Here is a 19,742-nt window from a genome sequence, read left to right as displayed (position 1 = left end):
GACGCACATTGTCCCATCAGTTGCGAATGATGGCTCGAAGGATCGCCTGTGACCCCGAGGGAAATCAGCGAAGGACGAGATTCGACATCAAGGCGTGCAGTTCGCGCGCCACCTGGTAGCTATTCTGCTGCTGCTGTTTTCTGCAGAAGAGCTCGCAACTCCACCATCCGTCGTAACCGGTCGCTTTGACTGCATCAGCCCAGAGCTTCAGGTCGATCACCCCGGCGCCTGTCGGAACGTCTCTCAGGACCACTTCGTCGGGAACTCCGCCGGAAAACGCCAACGAGTCGCATACGTGGACGCCGTAAATGATGTCCTTGTCGAGCCGGGCGATGTCGTCGGGCGTATCTCCGGATGTAAAGCAATGCCAGAAATCGATGACCATTCGGATATTATCGCGGGCGGCGGTCTCGATGATCATCCGTTGCTTTTCAATCGTATTCAGCGGCGTCCAGGAAAGCGCCTCGAGGTAAACGAGGAGCCCATAGCTACGAGCGAGGTCGGCGATCTCGGATAGATTCCTCGCGGTAAGGGCGATCTGCTCCTCCAGAGTTCGGCCGAGCAACCCGCTGTAGAGATTCGCCGGGTGGCCGGCTTCGTGACGCAGCACCGCCTCGACATTGACGGGGCCAGTCAGCACCTGAACCCCTTTGGCTCCCGCTACGGAAGCGAGACGAAAGAGTTCCTCCGCTTCTTGCAAGAGCTCTTTCTTCGCTTCGCCCTGGCGCTCTATGTCTATCAGGAAGCCCATTCCCGGTACGTTCACGCCCCGGAGCAGCTCCGCCAGCTCTGCCTCCGAAAAGCCTGCCTGCAGAAATGCCCGTAGCTTGGCCGCCGAAGCTTCTATCCCGTCGAATCCGACCTTTTCAGCGATGTCGAGATCGATCGCCAGCGTGGAATGTCTTGCGACGAGCGAGTGCAGCAGGAGCTGGTTCGTTTTGGTCATGGTCATCAATCTTTCCAGATGTGCAGTTGCGGGCAGGGTAGGACCGACACGCCCGCGCGTTGTGTGTTCATGAGCTCGCACTTGGTCGGATCGCCGTCGCTCGGCCCGTTCTTGCTGCTGAAGCCACTGCTTCGGTGGCGACCAGCGCCGCGAAACTGTCCATGCCAGTCGCCAGTGGGGAAGCTTCAAGTCTCGCTGCGCCGACAAACTCTTCCAATGTGGCGGTGTGCAGGTCTCGTTCACGCACGGGAACGAGCTCGTTGCGGCCAGCGAGCCGACGCACCAGAACGCCGGAACCGCGCGAGCTCAATGTACCGCTTGCAATCAGCACGCCGTCGGTGCCGGCTGCCACCACCATGCTTTCGATATCGGCTGTGCCAAAACTCTCATGCGCTTGGAGAAGGCTCTCATTCTCCATGCGGATTGTATAAGCGAGATGGTTGGGCGAGCCGTTCGATTCCTTTGCGAAGGCAATCGCCTCGACCGGCTCAGCACCGGTAAGAAAGCGCGCGAGATCGATGTCCTCGGCGCAGACGTCGAGATAAACGTTTCCGCCATTGTGGGGCATCTCGCTCCTCCGATTTGGAGGGGGCTGAAACGGACCGCCACGCAGGATTGATAGGGACTGGATCAACCCGATCTCTCCTTCGAGAATTAACCGTCGCATCGTCTGGTGAATGGCGGAGGCACGAAGGGGCTGGTTGACTGCGAGCAGCACTCCACCGTCCGCGCAGTGCTTGACGAGTCTTTTTGCGGTTCTGCTGTCTTGCGATAGCGGGCCATCGCAGAGGATGTGCTTTCCGGCATCGGCCGCCGCGAGAACGTAATGTGGCCGACGCTTGAGGCTGGCGCTTATGTAGGCGAACTTGACTGCCGGATCGGACCGCACCCGTTCCAAATCTGTCGTCGCCTGGGGAATGCCCAAGTCATTGGAGAAATGGAGGGCGTCTGCTCGGCTTTTGCTCACCACCCAAAGCGGCGAATGCCCCATCGCACGGATTGCCGCAACCATGTGCTCGGTTGCGATCGTCCCGGTCCCCATAACGGACCATCCCTCCTCGGCGTTCTGTCGCAATACCATGGCGCCTCGCATATCGGCTTTTGGCGCACTGTGAGGCATGGCCGCTCATGCGGCAATTTCGCATCCCATTGATGTCCTTCGCGAAAAGAAGTAGAGTGTGCTTCTCGTTGCTTCAGTTTGGGGACGTGGACTGATGGATCAGTTCGGGGGAAACGCAGCGGCTCTGGCGGCCAATCTCAGAACCCTTTGCGAAGGGCATGGATCGATCGCGGCGGTCTGTCGAAAGATCAACGTCAATCGGCAGCAGTTCAATAAATATCTTTCGGGCGCTCACGTCCCCTCCGCATCCAATCTGAGGATGATCGCGAACTATTTCGGCCTCAGCGTCCCTATATTGTTTTCGGATCCGGACGAATTTCGCACGCTGGTCGACGGCAATTTCTTCCATGCCATGTCCACCGCCCGCCAGCTACCGGAGTTTTCACGCTTCGTGTCGAACATGATCGTCGAGAACAACTCGCTCGATAGCGATATTCTGGGTGTCTATGACAGGTATCAGTTTTCCTCCATCTATAAGGGCTTCGTCCTGAGATCCGCCTTCTGCATCTATCGCAACAAGGAGTTCCTTCAGCACTATTATGTCGAGCGGTTCCCGAGCTTCGACGATCCAAAGAAAACGGAGTATGTGTTCAAATATTACGGCTTCTGTTTTCCCGTCGCCGATCGCATCTTCACGGCTGATTTTGAGGGAATCCAGCGCAACGAACTGACCTTCGGGGTCTATGCTCAGGTCAAGCGAAATTCCAAGAACTTCATGTTCGGCATCGCGAGCGGGATTGCCGCGAACATGTTCAGGTCGCCCTATTCCACGAAAGTGGCGCTCCACTACCGTGGACCGGGCCTTTTGAAGCGCGAACACCTCAACAACCTGACCGTGATGGATCGGAACGACCCGTCCATACCCCGCGAAGCCTTGCAATATCTGGGTGACGGGTCCGACATGATCCAGATGGGATGAAGCCCGACCGCATGGCCGGGCTTCCTGCCTGTTTCCTCGAATTGCTCTGACGAGACGCATGACGCCGTAGAGTCCGTCAGGGATGCAACTCCACCGCCAACCAGACGGAGTCGGTGTCGGCGTAGTAGCGGTGCCAGGGGTAAGTCCATTCGTTTTTTCCCGTCACCCTGCAGAACGGATCATGCGAATAGCCGACGGGCATCACCACGTCCTCGTACAAGGTGGAGGGGTCCCGTTGCTTGAACTTCTGCATCCGGCCAGAGCCATGGATCTGCGTATGCGTCTCCAGGAATGGGTGCTCATGATGAATGAAACAGTCCGTGTCGCCGGGTGCCCACCAGAGATTTAGCTTCAACGTGAACGACTGAGGCGCCTCGTGGTCCGTGCGCTCGTTCGTGAAAACACGCGGGTCCGTCGTGACCGAGCCGACCTCGTCCTGCTTAGAGATGAAGAGGGGAGTGTCCCTCGGAAAACTGCGGATCCGGTTGCCGAGCCAGTCCCAGCCCCGGAACATCGCTCCCCCAAGATTGGTCGCACGCTGCACCTTCAGCAGCGCAACCCGCTCGGCGCTCTTGATGCGTCCGCCGCGCAGCCAGGTGGATTTCCAGGCGGGAACGATCGCCGGATGCTCATCTCCCGTTACAAGCGACCGCGGGCTGAGGTTGACGACGATCGCGTCCTCGACCTCGTAGTCGACAACGGTCTCGACGAGCTTCGCGTAAATGAACTCGTCGGCAAACGCGAGATCTCTGATTTTGTTCTCCACGGCGAACTCCTCCTGCAAAGGCTACTTTCCTCAAAGGAAGCCACGGCAGGAACAAAATGCCTATTGCGCGGGACTCTGATTTGCCACGCAAGTATACGCGCACAGTGCGTCTAGTTGCGAATCCTCTTGAGCCAGCCGTCAAGGCGCATGCAGGTCCCTGGCTCGCGAGGAGCTCGGACTGACCCAAGTTTATCATGCGGAAGGCGCCAAGCGAGTGATGCAGACCTCAGCGGGTCTTGCGTCAGTCTGCGTCAGCTAATCGTGTGCTGCGAACTTGTAAGGTTTACCCGAAAGACGGACTGTTTCCCCCACGGTCGGAAGAGCCACGCTGATGAAGGCTCGCAGTCAAGAACACACCGAGGAGGGTTGATCAGATGAAGCTCACGGGCGGTCAAGTCGTTGCGAAAGCGTTAAAGGAATACGGAGTGGAGTATGTGGCCGGTGTTCCGGGCCACGGCATCTGGTCGCTATTTGACGCCTTTCTTGAAGAGGGCTCTGAGATTCCCTTCATCCAGGTCATGCACGAGCAGAGCGCCGTGCATATGGCGGATGGCTACTTCCGTGCCTCGGGACGCCCGATGGCCTGCTCGACCTCTGTGGGTCCGGGCGCCGCGAACACGATCATCGGTCTCGCAACGGCCTATTGCGACTCCACGTCGCTCTTCTATGTTTCCGGTTCGCCGCAAACCTATATGCACGGTCACGGCACCATGCAGGAGTTGGAGCGCCAGCAGGACAACGCCTTCCCACGCATTACCGAGCAGGTGACGAAGCGCGCCTGGCAAGCGAACTCGGTTCAGGTCCTGCCGAGCATCATGCATCGTGCCTTCAATGCGATGGTGACGGGCCGTCCGGGCCCCGTCCATGTCGAAGTGCCGATGGATGTGCAGGTCGAGGCGGCAGACGTCACCATTCACCCGCTGGAGAAGCGCCTGCCGATTGGCGTGGCTTATCCGGACCCGAAGGCGATCGAGGCGGCGATCAAGGTGCTGCTCAACGCCGAGCGTCCGGTTATCGTCGCAGGTGGCGGCGCGATCACCGCAAACGCCTCGACTGAGCTGACCCGCCTTGCCGAAAAGCTCGGCGCGGCCGTGTCGATCACCTGGAACGGCAAGGGAGCGATCTCGGAAGATCACGCGCTGTTCATCGGCGCAGTCGGTCAGACCGGCACGACCTGCGGCAACAAGATCACCGCTTCCGCCGACGTCGTCGTCTCTGTCGGCTGCCGGTTCACCGATTGGTCGGCGTCGTCCTACGCCAAGGGCGTGTCTTTCTCGATCCCCTCGGCCAAGCTGATCCACATCGACCTTGATCCGCGCGAGATCGGCAAGAACTACGAGACCGAAGTCGGCATCGTTTCGGATGCGAAGGTCGCGCTGGAAGCGCTGCTGGCGATGATCTCCGACGCCGAATCCAAGAAGATGCTGTCACGTCGCGAGACGTTTCTTGCCGACGTTCAAAAGGCAAAGGCCGACTGGCGCGCCCAGGTCGAGCCGCGTGAAAACAGCCGCGAAACGCCCTTCACCTCCCAACGTCCGCTCATGGCCCTTCGCAAGGTTCTGGACCGCAATGGCATCGTCGTTGTCGGGTCCGGCAACACGCAAGGCTCGGTCAAGCAGAGCTTCCCGGTCTATGAACCGCGCACACATCTTACCTCGGGTTCCTATTCCCCGATGGGCTGGGCAGTCCCGGCTGCACTTGGCGCGAAGCTCGCTTGCCCCGACCGTCAGGTCGTCGCCATTGTCGGCGACGGTGACTTCATGATGTCCCTGCCGGAGATGGGCACGGCGGCAATGAACGGCATCAACGTGGTGTTCCTCGTGCTGAACAACCAGGGCTATATGTCGATCCGCGGCGGTCAACGCAAGTTCATGGGGCGCCACATCGCATCGGAGTTCAACCGTCACGCCGGCAATGGTCAGCCCTACTCGGCCGACATTGCGGCCTCGGCGCGCGCCTTCGGCCTGGAGGCGTGGAAGGTGGAGAAGGACGAAGACCTGGAAAAGAGCCTGAAGGCGGCGCTGGAATGCGGCGGTCCGGCCCTGGTTGAAGTCATCGTATCTCGCGATGCGGCAGGTCCGTTCGCCACCGGCTGGTGGGACTTCCCGTCGCCGGCCTACTACGAGAAGGAACAGGCTGCCTACGCCGAGATGCGTGCGCGCGAGCAGCACCTCTAAGTAGAACTTCGCGAGGGGGCAGCAGGCCACCCTCGCACCTCACCATCCATCACGTTGAGAGTGCGGCGCTTGCGGCGTCCGTAAACGAAGAGTCTTTGTCATGATACGGCACATCAAAACAGCGCGGGCCCCAGTAGAAGAAGGCGGTACCGACAGCGCGGTGACCAAAGCAGTCGAAGCGCTTCTCGCAAAAGTCCGAAATGGCGGGGACAAGGCAGTTCGCGAATTGTCGATCCAGTTCGACAAGCTTGACCGCGAATCCTATCGCCTTTCGAAGCAGGAAATCGATCGGTCGATCAATTCCCTCACGAAACAGGAGCGGGAAGACCTCGACTTCGCGCAGGACCAGGTTCGGAAGTTTGCGGAAGCGCAGAAGGCAACTCTGACCGATCTCGAGGTCGAGACGCTTCCTGGAGTGATCCTGGGTCATCGCAACGTCCCGATCCAGAATGTCGGCTGCTATGTGCCGGGCGGCAAGTATCCGCTGCTCGCTTCGGCGCATATGACCGTCCTGACGGCGCGCGTTGCCGGCTGTGAGCGCGTCATCACCTGCGCGCCGCCTTTCCAGGGCAGGGTTTCCGAGAAGATCGTCGCGGCCCAGGCGCTGGCCGGCGCAGACGAGATCTATTGCCTGGGTGGTGTCCAGGCGATCGCGGCGATGGCCTATGGGACGGAAACGATCGCACCCGTTGACATGCTGGCGGGTCCCGGCAACGCCTATGTCGCCGAGGCGAAGCGCTTGCTGTTCGGGAAGGTCGGAATCGATCTCTTCGCCGGCCCGACCGAAACCCTCGTCATCGCCGACGACAGTGTCGACGGCGAACTGGTCGCCACGGACCTGCTGGGACAGGCCGAACATGGCGTCAACTCGCCGGCTGTCCTGATCACCAACTCGGAAAAGCTCGCTCATGACACCCTCTCCGAGATCGATCGGCTCCTGAAGATCCTGCCGACCGCGGCGATTGCGGCAAAGGCATGGGAAGACTTCGGCGAAATCATCCTGTGCGACACGGTCGACGAGATGGTTGCCGAAGGGGACCGGGTCGCCTCCGAGCACGTTCAGGTCCTGACCCGCGATCCCGACTACTTCCTCGACAACATGAGGAATTACGGCGCGCTCTTCCTGGGTGCCCGCACCAACGTCTCGTTCGGGGACAAGGTCATCGGTACCAATCACACCCTGCCGACGAACAGGGCCGCCCGCTACACCGGCGGTCTCTGGGTCGGCAAGTTCCTCAAGACCTGCACCTATCAGCGCATCGAGACGGACGAGGCATCCGCTTTGATCGGGCAATACGGCTCGCGGCTTTGCCTCATGGAAGGATTTGCCGGCCACGCAGAGCAATCGAACATCCGTGTTCGCCGGTATGGCCGCAAAAACGTCGGCTACGCGATGCCGGCGGACCCCAACTAACGACTTCGCACAAAGAGCCCGCCAAGGGCCTGCGATCAACCGCAACCAGAGAGGAATACATAGATGTCAAAGTTTATCGCAAGTCTTGTCGCTGCCACGATGTTGGTGCCAGCGGCCGCACATGCGGAAGGCACGATCGAGGTTCTCCACCACTGGGTTTCCCAGAGCGAGGTCGACGCCCTGAACGTCATCCGCAAGGACCTGGAAACCAAGGGTTTCCAGTGGAAGGATTCCGCCGTCGGAGGCATGAGCGGCGCAAACGCGCAGCAGGCCCTGCGGTCCCGCCTGACGTCGGGCGACCCGCCGGGGGCCATGCAGTTCCTGGGCTGGGAAGGCCCGCAGTGGGCCGAACAGGGCGTCGTCCGCGACCTGAACGACCTTGCCAAGGCCGGCGGCTGGCGTGAGGCGCTTCCCCCGCAGTTGCTGACATTCGTAACCTCCGGAGAGGCGTTCATTGCGGCGCCGATCAATATGCACCGCCAGAACTGGGTATGGGCCAACAAGAAGATCTTCGACGAGGCCGGTATCGCGGTGCCCAAGACATGGGCGGACCTGATCGCAGCCGGCAAGAAGCTCAAGGAGAAAGGCGTGACACCGGTCGCCATGGGCGACGAGCCATGGCAGATCGGGATCATCTTCGATGCGCTGCTGTCGGACCTGAACGGCCCGGAATTCTACAAGAAGGCAGCCATCGACCTCGACCCGGCGGCGCTGAACAGTCCGGAAATGGTCAAGGTGTTCGACACGCTGCGTGAGGTCCGTGGTCTCGTCGACGCTAATTTCGTCGGCCGCGATTGGGCCGTCGCCACCGGCATGGTCATCAACGGCGAAGCTGCGATGCAGTTCATGGGAGACTGGGCGAAGGGCGAGTTCCTCGCCAAGGGGCTGAAGCCGAATACAGACTTCTACTGCTTCGCGACGCCTGCCAAGGTCACCTCGTTCCAGTACGTCATCGACAGCTTCGGCATGTTCACCGTGAAGGACGAGACGGTCCAGAAGGCCCAGGTGGCTCTGGCCGAAACGATCATGGATCCGAAGGTGCAGAAGGGCTTCAACCTGATCAAGGGGTCCATTCCGGCTCGAACTGACGTTTCCGTGGACGACTTCGATGATTGCGCGAAGCTTGGTTTCAACGAACGTGCCGAAGCCATCAAGGCGGGCAGCATGTTGGGCGCGATGACGCACGGCTTTGCCGCCAAGCCGGAATTCGCATCGGTGTTCGGCGACGTGGCCGCTCAGTTCTTTGTCGGCAACATGTCTTCGGAAGACGCCGTCAAGATGCTCGTCGAAGGCATCGACAACGCCCGCTGACACAACGGCCGGGTGCCCAGCACCCGGCCCCCTCAATGGATTGGTCATCGGAGCTAGCACATGAACGCCGCCAAGAGTTTTTCATCACGATTGGCAGGCTGGCTTCCACGCATTGTCGTCGCTCCCAGCCTGCTCGTCGTCATCGTCACGGTTTACCTGTTCATCCTTTGGACGGGTGTGATCTCTTTCACCTCCTCGAAGTTCGTGCCGGTCTACGACTTCGTGGGTCTCGAGCAATTTGTTCGGCTGTGGGCGACGCCGCGCTGGCACACTGCCGTCGCGAACCTGTTTATCTTCTCCGCTCTCTTCCTGTTGCTCTCGACTGGCATCGGCCTGCTGATGGCAATCCTCCTCGACCAGAACATCCGCTCGGAAGGGTTCTTGAGGGCGGTCTACCTCTATCCGATGGCCCTGTCGTTCATCGTCACGGGAACGGCATGGAAGTGGATCATGAACCCCGGCCTCGGCATCCAGAAGGTGGTCAACGACCTCGGCTGGACGGGCTTCACGTTCGACTGGATCACCGATCCGAATATGGCGATCTACACCGTCGTCATTGCCGGTGTCTGGCAATCCTCGGGGTTCGCCATGGCGATTTTCCTGGCCGGTTTGCGAGGCATCGACAACTCGGTGATCAAGGCCGCGCAGATCGAAGGCGCAAGCCTCCCGCTGATCTATCGGCAGATCATCATCCCGATGCTGCGGCCGGCGATGCTCAGCGTGATTGTCCTTTTGAGCTACATCGCGATCAAGAGCTTCGACCTCGTGCTGGCGCTGACCAACGGGGGCCCGGGATCCGCAACGGAACTTCCGTCGACCTTCATGTTCTCGGCGACGTTCCGCAGAAACCAGATGGGGGTCGGGGCGGCGAGCGCGATCATGATGCTCATGACCGTCGCGGCAATCATCATCCCCTATCTCTATTCCGAACTTCGGGAGCGCAACAATGGCTAACGCCCTCTCGCAGCAGACACAAATTGGCGACGCCCTTTCGCAGAAAAATCGGATGCGGCTGGGTCGTCTGTTCATCTATGGCCCACTCGCTGTCATGGCGGTTCTCTACCTGATGCCCCTTTGGGTCATGGTCGTGACATCGCTCAAGCCGCTCGACGAAATCTACGGCGGCTCCTTCATAGGCCCGCCGCAGACAGTCACGCTTGACGCTTGGCGTGCAGCCTGGTCTGAGGCCTGCATCGGCACGGAATGCACCGGTCTGAAGCCCTATTTCGTAAACTCGCTGCTCATGGTGATTCCGGCGGTCGTCCTTTCGACCGGCATTGGGGCCATCAACGGCTACATCCTGACGAAATGGCGGTTTCCGGGCGCAAACTTCGTCTTCGGCTTGCTACTCTTCGGATGCTTCCTGCCCTATCAGGCGATCCTCATCCCGATGGCGCGGACGCTGGGGCTCCTTGGCCTTGCGGGCAGCATTCCCGGCCTCGTGTTTGTCCATGTCGCCTACGGCATTTGCTTCACGACGCTGTTTTTCAGGAACTTTTTCGTCTCGCTACCAGACGAACTCACGAAGGCGGCCATGGTCGATGGCGCTGGCTTCTTCAGGATCTTCTGGAGCGTCATCCTGCCCACATCTATCCCGATCATCGTCGTCTCCTGCATCTGGCAATTCACGCAGATCTGGAACGACTTCCTGTTCGGCGTTTCGTTCACATCCGGTGGCAACAGCCCGATAACGGTTGCGCTCAACAACATCGTCAACGTGACCACCGGGCGCAAACAGTACAACGTCGACATGGCCGCAGCCATGATCGCCGCCATCCCCACTCTCTTGGTCTACATCATCGCAGGACGCTACTTCGTCCGCGGACTGACGGCCGGCGCCGTGAAAGGCTGATCCCATGTCCACTCTTGAAATCGATCGCGTCCGCAAAACCTACGGTAATCTCGAAGTCCTCAAGGAGGTGAGCATCTCAATCGGGACGGGAGACTTTCTTGTCCTTCTTGGTCCGTCCGGATGTGGCAAGTCCACCCTTCTGAACATGATTGCCGGACTTGAAAACATCTCAGGCGGAGAGGTCCGGATTGCCGGCAAGGTGGTGAACGAGCTGTCGCCGAAAGATCGCGACATTGCGATGGTCTTCCAGTCCTACGCGCTTTATCCGACGATGACTGTTCGGCAGAACATCGAATTCGGCATGAAGATCCGCGGCATACCGCCGGCTCACCGCGAGAAGGCCGTTCGAGCTGCGGCGGATCTGTTGCAGATCACGCATCTGCTGGATCGCAAACCCTCGCAACTGTCGGGCGGTCAGCGCCAGCGCGTTGCGATGGGACGCGCCATCGTGCGCCAACCCAAGCTGTTCCTGTTCGATGAGCCGCTGTCGAACCTCGACGCGAAGCTGCGCGTCGACATGCGCACGGAGATTAAGCGCTTGCACGCGCGGCTCGGCACGACGATCGTCTATGTCACGCACGACCAGATCGAAGCGATGACGCTGGCGACCCGCGTCGCCGTCATGAAGGGCGGCGTGGTCCAGCAGCTCGACGAACCCCAGACGGTGTACGACCGGCCGGCGAACGTCTACGTCGCCAGGTTCGTCGGTTCGCCTTCCATGAATATCATTCCAGGCAAAGTCGAAATCGAGGGCGGGGCCCTAACTGCGGTCATCGACGTCGCGAACAGGCAGGCTGCGCGCATTCCAGGAATCACTCTGTCCAGCCAGGCCGCGTCCAAATACGCCAACCGAAAAGTCCTCGTCGGCATCCGGCCCGAAATGTTCAGCGTCGGAAATGGCCAGACCCAGGGTGCAGTCTCTGTAGACGTTGATGTGGTGGAGCCCACCGGCCCCGATACGCTCGCCGTGTTCCAGCTTGGCGGCGTGGAGGTCACGGCCCGATTGCCGCCCCGGCAGGTGAGTGCACGCACCCCGGCGACGCTCTCCGTCGATACTTCGAAAGTCGTTCTCTTCGATCCGGACAGCGAAGAGCTGATGAATTGACAGGATATTCCATGCAGCAGGTAGCAGACATCGTCATCATCGGGTCGGGCATCGGCGGCAGCTCTCTCGCCTACAGTCTTGCTGGCTGCGGAAAGCGCATCGTCATCCTTGAGCGCGGGGAGTATCTCAAGGACACGCCCGAGGCTCGGGATGACGTGGCGATCTTCCAGAAGGGCTTCTACAGGTCGGCTGAAGAATGGGTCGGTACCGATGGCGAGTCCTTCCTGCCTGGAAATTACTACTATGTCGGAGGCAATTCGAAGTTCTTCGGGGCGGTGATGTATCGCTATAGGGCCGAGGACTTCGAGCCGCGGCCGCACATGGATGGCAGGTCGCCTGGCTGGCCGCTGAGCTACGCCGACATGGAGCCCTGGTACGAGAAGGCGGAGGAAATCTACAGCGTCCGCGGTGCGGCCGGTGAGGATCCGACGGAGCCGCCCCGATCGCATTCCTACCGCTTTCCGGCTGTCCCCGATGAGCCGGCCATTGCCGCAGTACGCGAAAGATTGCGCAAGGCCGGCGTCCACCCTGCAAGCCTGCCGTTGGCGATCGATATCGAGGAATGGCTCCGACGGGCGAAAACGGGTTGGGATGCTTTCCCGAATACCGGACGTGGCAAGATCGATGCGGAGGTCGGCCCGCTGGCCAGTGCCTTGGCGCACCCGAACGTCAGCGTTATCACGGGCGCCAATGTGGTGCGACTGGAAACGGACCCCTCCGGCACGAAAGTGACGGCCGCCGTGTTTATCAAAGATGGTGAAGAGCAGCGGATCGGCGCCGTGATTTTCGCGGTTGCTGCCGGTGCGGTTCAGTCCGCCGCGCTGCTGCTGAGGTCCGCCAATGACGCGCATCCTCGGGGTCTCGCCAACAGCTCCGATCAGCTTGGCCGCAACTTCATGAACCACAACACGACCGCGATGCTGACGATCGACCCAAGGGCTCGCAACACCGCCGTCTATCAGAAGACCTTGGCCTTCAACGATTTCTACAACAAAGACCCGGATACAGGCTTTCCGTTGGGCAATGTTCAACTACTCGGCCACATCACCGGCAATATCCTGAAGGCCCAAACGCCGACGGTGCCTGCATGGATGGCAGGGCTCATGGCGCGCTATGCCTATGGGTGGTTCCTGACAAGCGAGGATCTGCCGAATCCCGAGAGCCGCGTCATGGTGCGCGACGGCAAGATCGTGATGCATTGGGTGCGCTCCAACATGCGTGCCCATGAAGCCCTGATCAAAAGAACCCGCGACGTGATGCGCAGGGCCGGCTTTCCCCTTGTGCTGACGCGCACTTTCGGCCGCAAGACGACCTCACACCAGTGCGGCACCGCAAGGCTGGGCGAAGATCCCAAGAGCTCGGTCGTGTCGCTCGACTGCCGCGCCCATGATCTCGATAATCTCTACGTCACCGATGCTTCGGTGCTGCCGACGTCTGCTGCGGTCAATCCGGCGCTGACCATCGCGGCACTCGCGATCAAGGCGGGGCACGCGATCAAGGCAAGGTTCGACGGTCGGGGGAACTGAATGGTTGATTACATCGTCATTGGCGGCGGTTCCACCGGGTGCGTGGTTGCTTCTCGCCTGTCCGAAGATCCCGACAGGTCGGTCGTGCTTCTGGAAGAGGGACCGAGGGACATAAATCCGTACATTCACATACCTGGCGCCTACTACAAAACCGCACAAGGCTCTTTGCTGAAGCGCATGCCGTGGATCCCGAGGCCGGAACAGGGCCGATCCGAGGATCCGACAATGGTGCAGGCAAGCGTTCTCGGGGGAGGGAGCTCCGTCAACGCCATGATCTACATCAGGGGCGTTCCCTCCGACTACGAACGATGGGTCGAACTCGGCGCGACGGGTTGGAGCTACAGTGACGTTCTACCCTATTTCCTGAAGGCGGAGGATAACAACCGGTTCTGCAATGAGAGCCACGCGGTTGGCGGTCCGCTCGGCGTTTCGGATATCGAGTATATTCATCCCTTGACGCGAGCATGGCTGCTGGCCTGCCAACAGGCGGGTCTTCCCTACAATCCGGACTTCAATTCGGGCAACCAAGCGGGCTGCGGCCTCTATCAGATCACCGCGAGGAACGGCAGGCGGAGCAGCGCTGCTGTCGCCTACATCGGACCGGCGCGCAAGAGGCGTAACCTGCGGGTCGAGACCGGCGCCCGCGTCACGCGAGTGGTCATCGAAAAGGGAAGGGCAGTCGGAGTCGAATACGTGAAAGGCGGGCGAACCCAGATCTTGCGCGCCGACCGGGAGGTCATCCTGTCGGCCGGGGCCATAAACTCGCCGAAGCTCCTGATGTTGTCGGGCATCGGACCGGCTGAGCATCTCGAGAAGCACGGCATCAAAGTGCACGCCGATCTCCCCGGCGTCGGCCAGAACCTCCAGGATCACATCGAGATATCCCTGATCTATCAACTGACCGGACCGCACAGCTACGACAAATATAAGAAGCTGCATTGGAAGGCGCTCGCAGGCCTGAACTATCTCCTGTTCAGGGGAGGGCCGGCATCGTCAAATCTGATCGAAGGCGGCGCATTCTGGTGGGGCAACAAGGACGAGCCGGTTCCGGATATCCAGTACTTCATGGTCGTGGGCGCCGGAATCGAGGAAGGCGTCGATGCCGTGCCTGGAGGCAACGGCTGCACGATCAATCTCGGACAGATACGCCCCCGATCGCGAGGCCAAGTAAGCCTCAACAGCGCCAGTCCGGGCGAGCCGCCTCGTATCGCCCCAAACTACTTTGCCGAGCCGGAAGACCTGGATGCTTTGACGGACGGCACCCTGTTCGCCATGGACATCATGGATCAGCCGGCGATCCGTCGGTATCTCGCGGGTCGACATGTTCCGGCTTCCGCTTCTTCGCGTCAGGAGATCCGAGACTTCTGCCAACGCGAGGCTCACGCCGCGTTGCACCCGGCCGGAACCTGCCGGGCAGGCCAGGATGACATGGCTGTGGTCGACCCGCAGCTTCGCGTACGCGGCGTCTTGGGTCTCCGGGTGGCGGATGCTTCGATCATGCCCACGCTCATCTCCGGAAATCCCAACGCGGTGTGCATCATGATCGGCGAGAAGGCTGCGGAACATCTAAAGGAGTCGGTTTAGGGAGTAATGCGCCGGGTCCGACGGCATCGATGACGGCCGTGGGCGCGGGGCTTGAGTAGGTGCCGTGACTTTAGAATCAGCTTTCGCAGGAGCAGGAAATGACGATTGAGCGTGATGCACGGGCGGTTTTTCTTCCGGCTTTCGACTCGCTGGACTTTCACGACGTCATGGAACCCTTCTTACGCAACGGCGGCTGCTCAATCCTGATTGGCGAATCGCGAAGCGAGTATGTCGCCAGGAGGATGTCCAAGGAACGCCTGCTGAAGGAAAGCGCGTCGCTGTTTCTCGACACGATATCCAGGTTGAAAGTTGTCTGCCCCCGCCTCATCGTTGCGGTCGATGAGGAGATGTCAGGTATTCGGCGGCTCGAGGGACTTGCGCCTCCGCTGCCTGATCTCATTGAAGCGAGATCGCTCTCGCTTGTCGAAGTGGAGGGCAGATGTTTCGAGAACGCAAAGGCGGCCCGAGCACTGGGCGTGACGATGTACCTTGCTCCGATTGCCGATATCGTTGATGGGCAAAATCCATGGCTTGCGGGCCGCACGCTCGGTATCGACAAGGAAGAGGTCGGCCGCCTGGTTTCCGCGTATATCAGCGGAGTGCAGCGTGCCGGGGTCATCGCAACGACGAAGCATTTTCCCGGGTTCAATCACCTAGACGCCGACCCGGCACTCACCGATGTATCGCTTCATACCTCCCGCGAAGAAATTCTTGAAAACGCCGGGCCTTTTCATGCGGCTGTCAGAGCCGGCACAAAGGCGATAATGGTTGGCCCCGCACCGGTGACCGCGATCGATCCGGAAAATGCGGCATGCACATCCGAACCGATCATCAGTATGCTCCGTCGTGATTTTGGATTTGACGGTCTGATCGTCAGCGACGACCTCGATGCGCCGGCCACGATGCGTCAGCGGAACCTGCTGGACACTGCAATTGCTTCGTTGAACGCTGGCACGGACCTGTTGCTGGTTGCCGGAGGTCACCATCTTGAAGAGTTGTGCGACGGTGTTGTCGAAGCAGTGATGGGCGGAGACCTTGCAGCCGACCGCCTTGCCGCTGCTGCCAATCGCGTCCGCATCCACACCGCCGGATCGGTAAGCGGATGACCGCTAGATCCGTTACGGGACATTGCTCGTGTGATCGTCGACCGGCCGCTGTGGGTCGAGAGTTCGTCTTCAGTCGCGGCCGGCCTTAGATCTGCGTTCGGCTGGCGTGAATAAATAGATGTCGGCGGCGCCTCAGGAAGAATCCGACCGTTGCCAAGGCGGCCGGTCGCCGCCGATTTCTTCAGGTCAGGAACGATTGCAATGCTTGCAATTCCTCGGGTCGGATCTCATGTCCACCGGAATGGTAGCATGCTTCTACCCGGGCTCTCTGCGCTGCAAAGTAGTCGACGAGCCGCTCTGTAAGGGGCAGCGGGGAGATCGGATCGCGTTGGCCGGCGGTGATCAGAATTCGCCGATCTTTCAACTGCTTGTTATCCGCGGGGATCCAAGGAATGAGCGGATGGAGCAGCGCAGCTCGATCGAAAAGCTGGGGCTGCGTGAACAGAACTGACGCCAGGATGTTTGCCCCGTTTGAATAGCCGAATCCATATATTGCTCGTCCGGGATTTTCCGCTTTGTGGGAAGCAATGAACTCGACCATCTTATCTGTTCGCCTCGCCAGATCCTGCATGTCATAGGAGCCTTCGCTCGTCCGGCGAAAGAAGCGCAGCGCGCCAAACTCCGAGACGTCCCCACGCGGCGAAATCAGCCCGGCATCCGGCAAGATTTGCCTGGCCAGGTCGGCGAACTGATATTCGTCTCCACCCGTGCCATGAAACGCGAAGATAATGGGCGCGTTGCGTCGCGGCGCTCTCATGAGCGCCCGATAGGATGAGGTCGTCATGGTAGTCTTCTCCGTCGGGCCGGACCCGAATTGCCGTGTGGTCCCGAAGCGAGTCAGTCTCTGATCGGCTCGAGGCGGCGTGAGATCTGATCGCGATAGGGCTCGTAGCGCGTGGGAAGCTTCAGGACCTCACCGAGGTGCTCGGTGTCTTCATCGCGATCAAATCCCGGCTCGTTGGTGGCGATCTCGAACAGCACACCGCCGGGCGTGCGGAAGTAAATCGCCCAAAAGTAGTCGCGATCGATAACTGGCGTGACCTGATAGCCGGTATCGATCAGAGCCTTGCGGACCTCAAGCTGGGCCGCGCGATCCTCCACCGCGAAGGCGATGTGATGCACGGAGCCGGCGCCGAGCCGCGCAAGATCGGCACCGGGAACGATTTCCAGGTCGACGACGTCGGCGCCGTTGCCGCCGCTGATCGTGAAGCGTGACCACTCGCCTTTGCGGTCGACCTCCTGGTAACCCATGAAGCTCAGAAGTTCCCGCGTTGCGCCAGGATCGGTAAGACGCAAAGTTGCGCCGTGGAAGCCCTTGACGGCTTTGTCCGCGTCGACCTCAGTGCCGGTCCAGCCGCGGCGCGGATCGTTTTTCACTTCGACCAGAGAGAAGGCATCGCCGTCCGGGCCCTTGAACTGAAGGCGCTTCTCCCCCCAGAGTTGGTGCTCAGAAAATCCGGCGACACCGCGCGAGGCGAGTCGTTCCTTCCAGTAGCCGAGCGTGCCCTCAGGGATGGCAAAGGAGGTCTCGGCCACTTCGCCAGCGCCACGACGTCCCCTCGCAATGTGGGGAAACGGGAAATACGTCATCACCGAGCCTGGCGTACCGATCTCGTCACCATAGTAGAGGTGAAAGACCTCCGGATCGTCGAAATTGACTGTCTTCTTCACGCGGCGCAAGCCGAGCGTTTTGGTGAAGAAGTCGCTGTTCTCTTGGGCGCTGGCGGCCATCGACGTGACGTGATGAAGGCCTTTGATCTGTGTGAGCATGGCAGGTTTCCCCTCCGCGCTAGCGTGTATCGGCTGATCTGGAGAGAAAATCGCTCAGGCCGTCACGAAAGTGAACAGGAATAATATTGACAAATTTATTTCACGTATTGCAATAAAACGGCATGAGCGATCTGAGCGATATCCGAGTATTCCTGGCCGTTGCGCAGCAGCGCAGCTTCACGGCGGCGGCGCGACAGTTGTCGATGACACCACCGACCGTGACCCGCGCCGTCAGTGCGCTGGAGGAGAGCCTGGGAGTTCAGCTCCTGCTGCGCACCACACGTCAGGTTTCCCTGACGTCCGCGGGAGCCGTCTACGCGGCGCGCGTAGAGCCGCTAATCAGACAGTTCGACCAAGTGAGGGAGGATCTGCGCGAAGAGCATGGGGACGTGGCGGGGCTGATCCGCATCAACGCGCCGCTGTCGATCGGTCAACAGATCCTGCCAGACATCGTTTCAGGCTTTCGGGCCGAATTTCCGCGGGTGAGTGTTTCCCTGTCCCTGACAGACCGGTTCATCGACATCGTGTCCGAAAGGTTCGATCTCGCACTGAGGGTTTCGGAGCCGCCGCGGGACAAGTCAACAATATGGCGCAAAGTATGTCGCGTGCGGCGTATCCTTGTCGCCTCCCCAGGCCATCTCGCTGCTTTCGGAACGCCCGAGATGCCCGATGACCTGCATCGACATGCCTGCATCGCCTACGACGAGGAGGCGATCGCCGAGAGCTGGGAGCTGACGAACGGCGGGCGGACCCGAAAGGCGTTGGCCGGCAAAGTACTGGCCGCGAACAACGGCGAGCTAATCGCCAGGTTGGCGGAAGATGGGCAGGGCGTGGCTCTGCTGCCGCATTTCATCGTCGATGATGCGCTGTCGCGCGGCACTCTGAAGCAGGTCCTTGCTGAGTGGGAGCCTCCCGAACTGTGGCTGACATTATACTATCCGCCTTACGAGAAGCTGCCGATGCGCGTTGCAAGGTTCTCGGACTTCTTCGAAAAGTACGTCACCCATACGCGCCCGCTGTGAGGCCGCCGCGAACTCCAGTCCTGTTTTCGGCTCAAAGGTGTCCTTTCCGGCAAAAGGCGAGCAAATGTTACAAGAATTTGAAGGCGCCTGCAGGCATGCTTCCTTTAGCAGCATTGGGAGGTGCGGATGAATCACAGGACGGGAACGGAAGAGGGCGTCGGCGCTCATTTCGGCCTGCCGTATGCTCCATGTCTCCCGGCTCGGCCGGTTCGGGACGCCGGATTTTCCGTGACGCGCCTGCAATGGCGGCTCGACGGGAACGCCAGCCGCCTGGTGTCCTTGCCGCCCGACGAAGCTTACTTTCTGATGCTGTACCTCAAGGATGCGTATCATTGCGATGTCGGTCCCGATGGCACCGAGAGCGAGACACGCCGCTTCCGGCAGGGTTCCATTTGCCTCGTCGACCTTGCCAATGGAGCCTGCATCCGGCTGTCCAGCGATCTCGATTCCCTCGCCTTCCAAATACCGCGAGAACTCTTTCGGGAAGTTTCAGAGTTCTCCACTGCCCCAAAAGCAACGAGGCTTCGATGCCGGCGGGGCGAGCACGATGATGTGATGTGCAATCTCGGAGCGGCGCTTCTGCCGCTGTTCGAGAGGCAAGGGAACTCCCAGGCCCCGGTCTTACAGCACATTGCCATCGCCATCTGTGCGCACTTGCTTCACGCCTACGGCGATCCCGATCAGCCAGGCTCCAGTTCAACGCGCCTCTCCGTTTGGCAGGAAAAGGCGGCCAAGGACTTCATGATCGACCATTTTGCCGATCAGTTCTCAATGGCCGCAGCAGCTTCGGCGGCCGGTGTTTCCACCCGTCGCTTTATCGCAGGCTTCAAGGGGGTGACGGGTCAGACGCCGCAACAGTGGCTTCTGGGCTATCGCACAGCACGTGCCAAGCAGTACCTCGGCGAGCATTCTTTGACAGTACCGGAGATCGCCACCCGCTGCGGCTTCACCGACGAGAATCACTTTATCACGGGTTTCCGTCGCGTGACGGGCAGCACCCCAGGGGCCTGGCGGGCGCGTTGGTTACAGTGACGGTTTTGTGCAATGAGGCCATTTTCCATTCAAACCTCGGGACTATTGTAGAGATCGCACTGCAGTCGATCCGGCACTATTGTAGCCCTGGA

At 60.2% G+C, this 19,742-nt stretch carries 17 protein-coding genes; 12 read left to right on the top strand and 5 right to left on the bottom strand.

Annotated elements, in window-relative coordinates; all coding sequences use genetic code 11:
• Window positions 1-64 precede the first annotated feature (64 nt).
• Both NGR_RS07730 and NGR_RS07725 read right to left on the bottom strand, forming a co-directional pair.
• The gene (locus NGR_RS07730; protein WP_015887694.1) at window positions 65-952 is read right to left on the bottom strand and encodes a sugar phosphate isomerase/epimerase family protein; all 888 of its coding nucleotides are present in this window, start codon (window positions 950-952) and stop codon (window positions 65-67) included.
• 61 nt (window positions 953-1,013) lie between these two features.
• Window positions 1,014-1,988: a Gfo/Idh/MocA family protein gene (locus NGR_RS07725; RefSeq protein ID WP_165447134.1), complete on the bottom strand. Its 975-nt coding sequence runs from the start codon at window positions 1,986-1,988 to the stop codon at window positions 1,014-1,016.
• A gap of 172 nt (window positions 1,989-2,160) precedes the next feature.
• Between NGR_RS07725 and NGR_RS07720 the strand changes: the two genes are divergently transcribed.
• On the top strand, window positions 2,161-2,985 hold the full coding sequence (locus NGR_RS07720; RefSeq protein WP_015887692.1) for a helix-turn-helix domain-containing protein: 825 nt from the start codon (window positions 2,161-2,163) through the stop codon (window positions 2,983-2,985).
• A 76-nt stretch (window positions 2,986-3,061) separates the two neighbouring features.
• On the opposite strand, the gene NGR_RS07715 is transcribed toward NGR_RS07720, so the two are convergent.
• Window positions 3,062-3,751, bottom strand: a complete 690-nt coding sequence (locus tag NGR_RS07715) for a hypothetical protein (RefSeq protein WP_015887691.1) — start codon at window positions 3,749-3,751, stop codon at window positions 3,062-3,064.
• Between the two features lie 374 nt (window positions 3,752-4,125).
• Here NGR_RS07715 and NGR_RS07710 point away from each other — a divergent pair, with 374 nt between their 5' ends.
• The 9 genes from NGR_RS07710 to NGR_RS07670 all read left to right on the top strand — a co-directional run bounded on the left by NGR_RS07710 (window position 4,126) and on the right by NGR_RS07670 (window position 15,826).
• Window positions 4,126-5,928 carry a thiamine pyrophosphate-binding protein gene (locus tag NGR_RS07710; RefSeq protein WP_015887690.1) on the top strand — a complete coding sequence of 601 codons (1,803 nt, stop codon included), beginning with the start codon at window positions 4,126-4,128 and terminating at the stop codon, window positions 5,926-5,928.
• A 100-nt stretch (window positions 5,929-6,028) separates the two neighbouring features.
• On the top strand, window positions 6,029-7,342 hold the full coding sequence (hisD, locus tag NGR_RS07705) for a histidinol dehydrogenase (protein WP_015887689.1): 1,314 nt from the start codon (window positions 6,029-6,031) through the stop codon (window positions 7,340-7,342).
• A 63-nt stretch (window positions 7,343-7,405) separates the two neighbouring features.
• Window positions 7,406-8,653: an ABC transporter substrate-binding protein gene (locus NGR_RS07700; protein ID WP_015887688.1), complete on the top strand. Its 1,248-nt coding sequence runs from the start codon at window positions 7,406-7,408 to the stop codon at window positions 8,651-8,653.
• Window positions 8,654-8,713: 60 nt separating this feature from the next.
• Window positions 8,714-9,607, top strand: coding sequence for a carbohydrate ABC transporter permease (locus NGR_RS07695; protein WP_015887687.1), 894 nt, complete (start codon window positions 8,714-8,716; stop codon window positions 9,605-9,607).
• A complete protein-coding gene (locus NGR_RS07690) occupies window positions 9,600-10,505 on the top strand; it encodes a carbohydrate ABC transporter permease (RefSeq protein ID WP_015887686.1) in 906 nt (301 codons plus the stop codon). Before NGR_RS07695 ends, NGR_RS07690 begins: the two co-directional genes overlap by 8 nt.
• Before the next feature lie 4 nt (window positions 10,506-10,509).
• The gene (locus NGR_RS07685) at window positions 10,510-11,610 is read left to right on the top strand and encodes an ABC transporter ATP-binding protein (protein WP_015887685.1); all 1,101 of its coding nucleotides are present in this window, start codon (window positions 10,510-10,512) and stop codon (window positions 11,608-11,610) included.
• Between the two features lie 11 nt (window positions 11,611-11,621).
• Window positions 11,622-13,136, top strand: a complete 1,515-nt coding sequence (locus tag NGR_RS07680) for an FAD-dependent oxidoreductase (protein ID WP_015887684.1) — start codon at window positions 11,622-11,624, stop codon at window positions 13,134-13,136.
• Window positions 13,137-14,720 carry a GMC family oxidoreductase gene (locus NGR_RS07675; RefSeq protein ID WP_015887683.1) on the top strand — a complete coding sequence of 528 codons (1,584 nt, stop codon included), beginning with the start codon at window positions 13,137-13,139 and terminating at the stop codon, window positions 14,718-14,720.
• 98 nt (window positions 14,721-14,818) lie between these two features.
• A complete protein-coding gene (locus NGR_RS07670; protein WP_015887682.1) occupies window positions 14,819-15,826 on the top strand; it encodes a glycoside hydrolase family 3 N-terminal domain-containing protein in 1,008 nt (335 codons plus the stop codon).
• Between the two features lie 181 nt (window positions 15,827-16,007).
• Here NGR_RS07670 and NGR_RS07665 read toward each other — a convergent pair whose 3' ends face one another.
• Both NGR_RS07665 and NGR_RS07660 read right to left on the bottom strand, forming a co-directional pair.
• Window positions 16,008-16,610: an alpha/beta hydrolase gene (locus NGR_RS07665; RefSeq protein WP_015887681.1), complete on the bottom strand. Its 603-nt coding sequence runs from the start codon at window positions 16,608-16,610 to the stop codon at window positions 16,008-16,010.
• Window positions 16,611-16,663: 53 nt separating this feature from the next.
• On the bottom strand, window positions 16,664-17,596 hold the full coding sequence (locus NGR_RS07660; protein WP_015887680.1) for a VOC family protein: 933 nt from the start codon (window positions 17,594-17,596) through the stop codon (window positions 16,664-16,666).
• A 122-nt stretch (window positions 17,597-17,718) separates the two neighbouring features.
• Between NGR_RS07660 and NGR_RS07655 the strand changes: the two genes are divergently transcribed.
• Entirely contained in the window at window positions 17,719-18,618 is a 900-nt protein-coding gene (locus NGR_RS07655) for a LysR family transcriptional regulator (RefSeq protein ID WP_015887679.1), read from the top strand.
• A gap of 126 nt (window positions 18,619-18,744) precedes the next feature.
• A complete protein-coding gene (locus tag NGR_RS07650) occupies window positions 18,745-19,650 on the top strand; it encodes a helix-turn-helix domain-containing protein (protein ID WP_015887678.1) in 906 nt (301 codons plus the stop codon).
• Window positions 19,651-19,742 lie beyond the last annotated feature (92 nt).

Source organism: Sinorhizobium fredii NGR234, assembly GCF_000018545.1.
GTDB lineage: Bacteria > Pseudomonadota > Alphaproteobacteria > Rhizobiales > Rhizobiaceae > Sinorhizobium > Sinorhizobium fredii_A.
The sequence above is the reverse complement of the archived record's forward strand: the minus strand, read 5'-3'. Positions and strand labels throughout refer to the sequence as shown.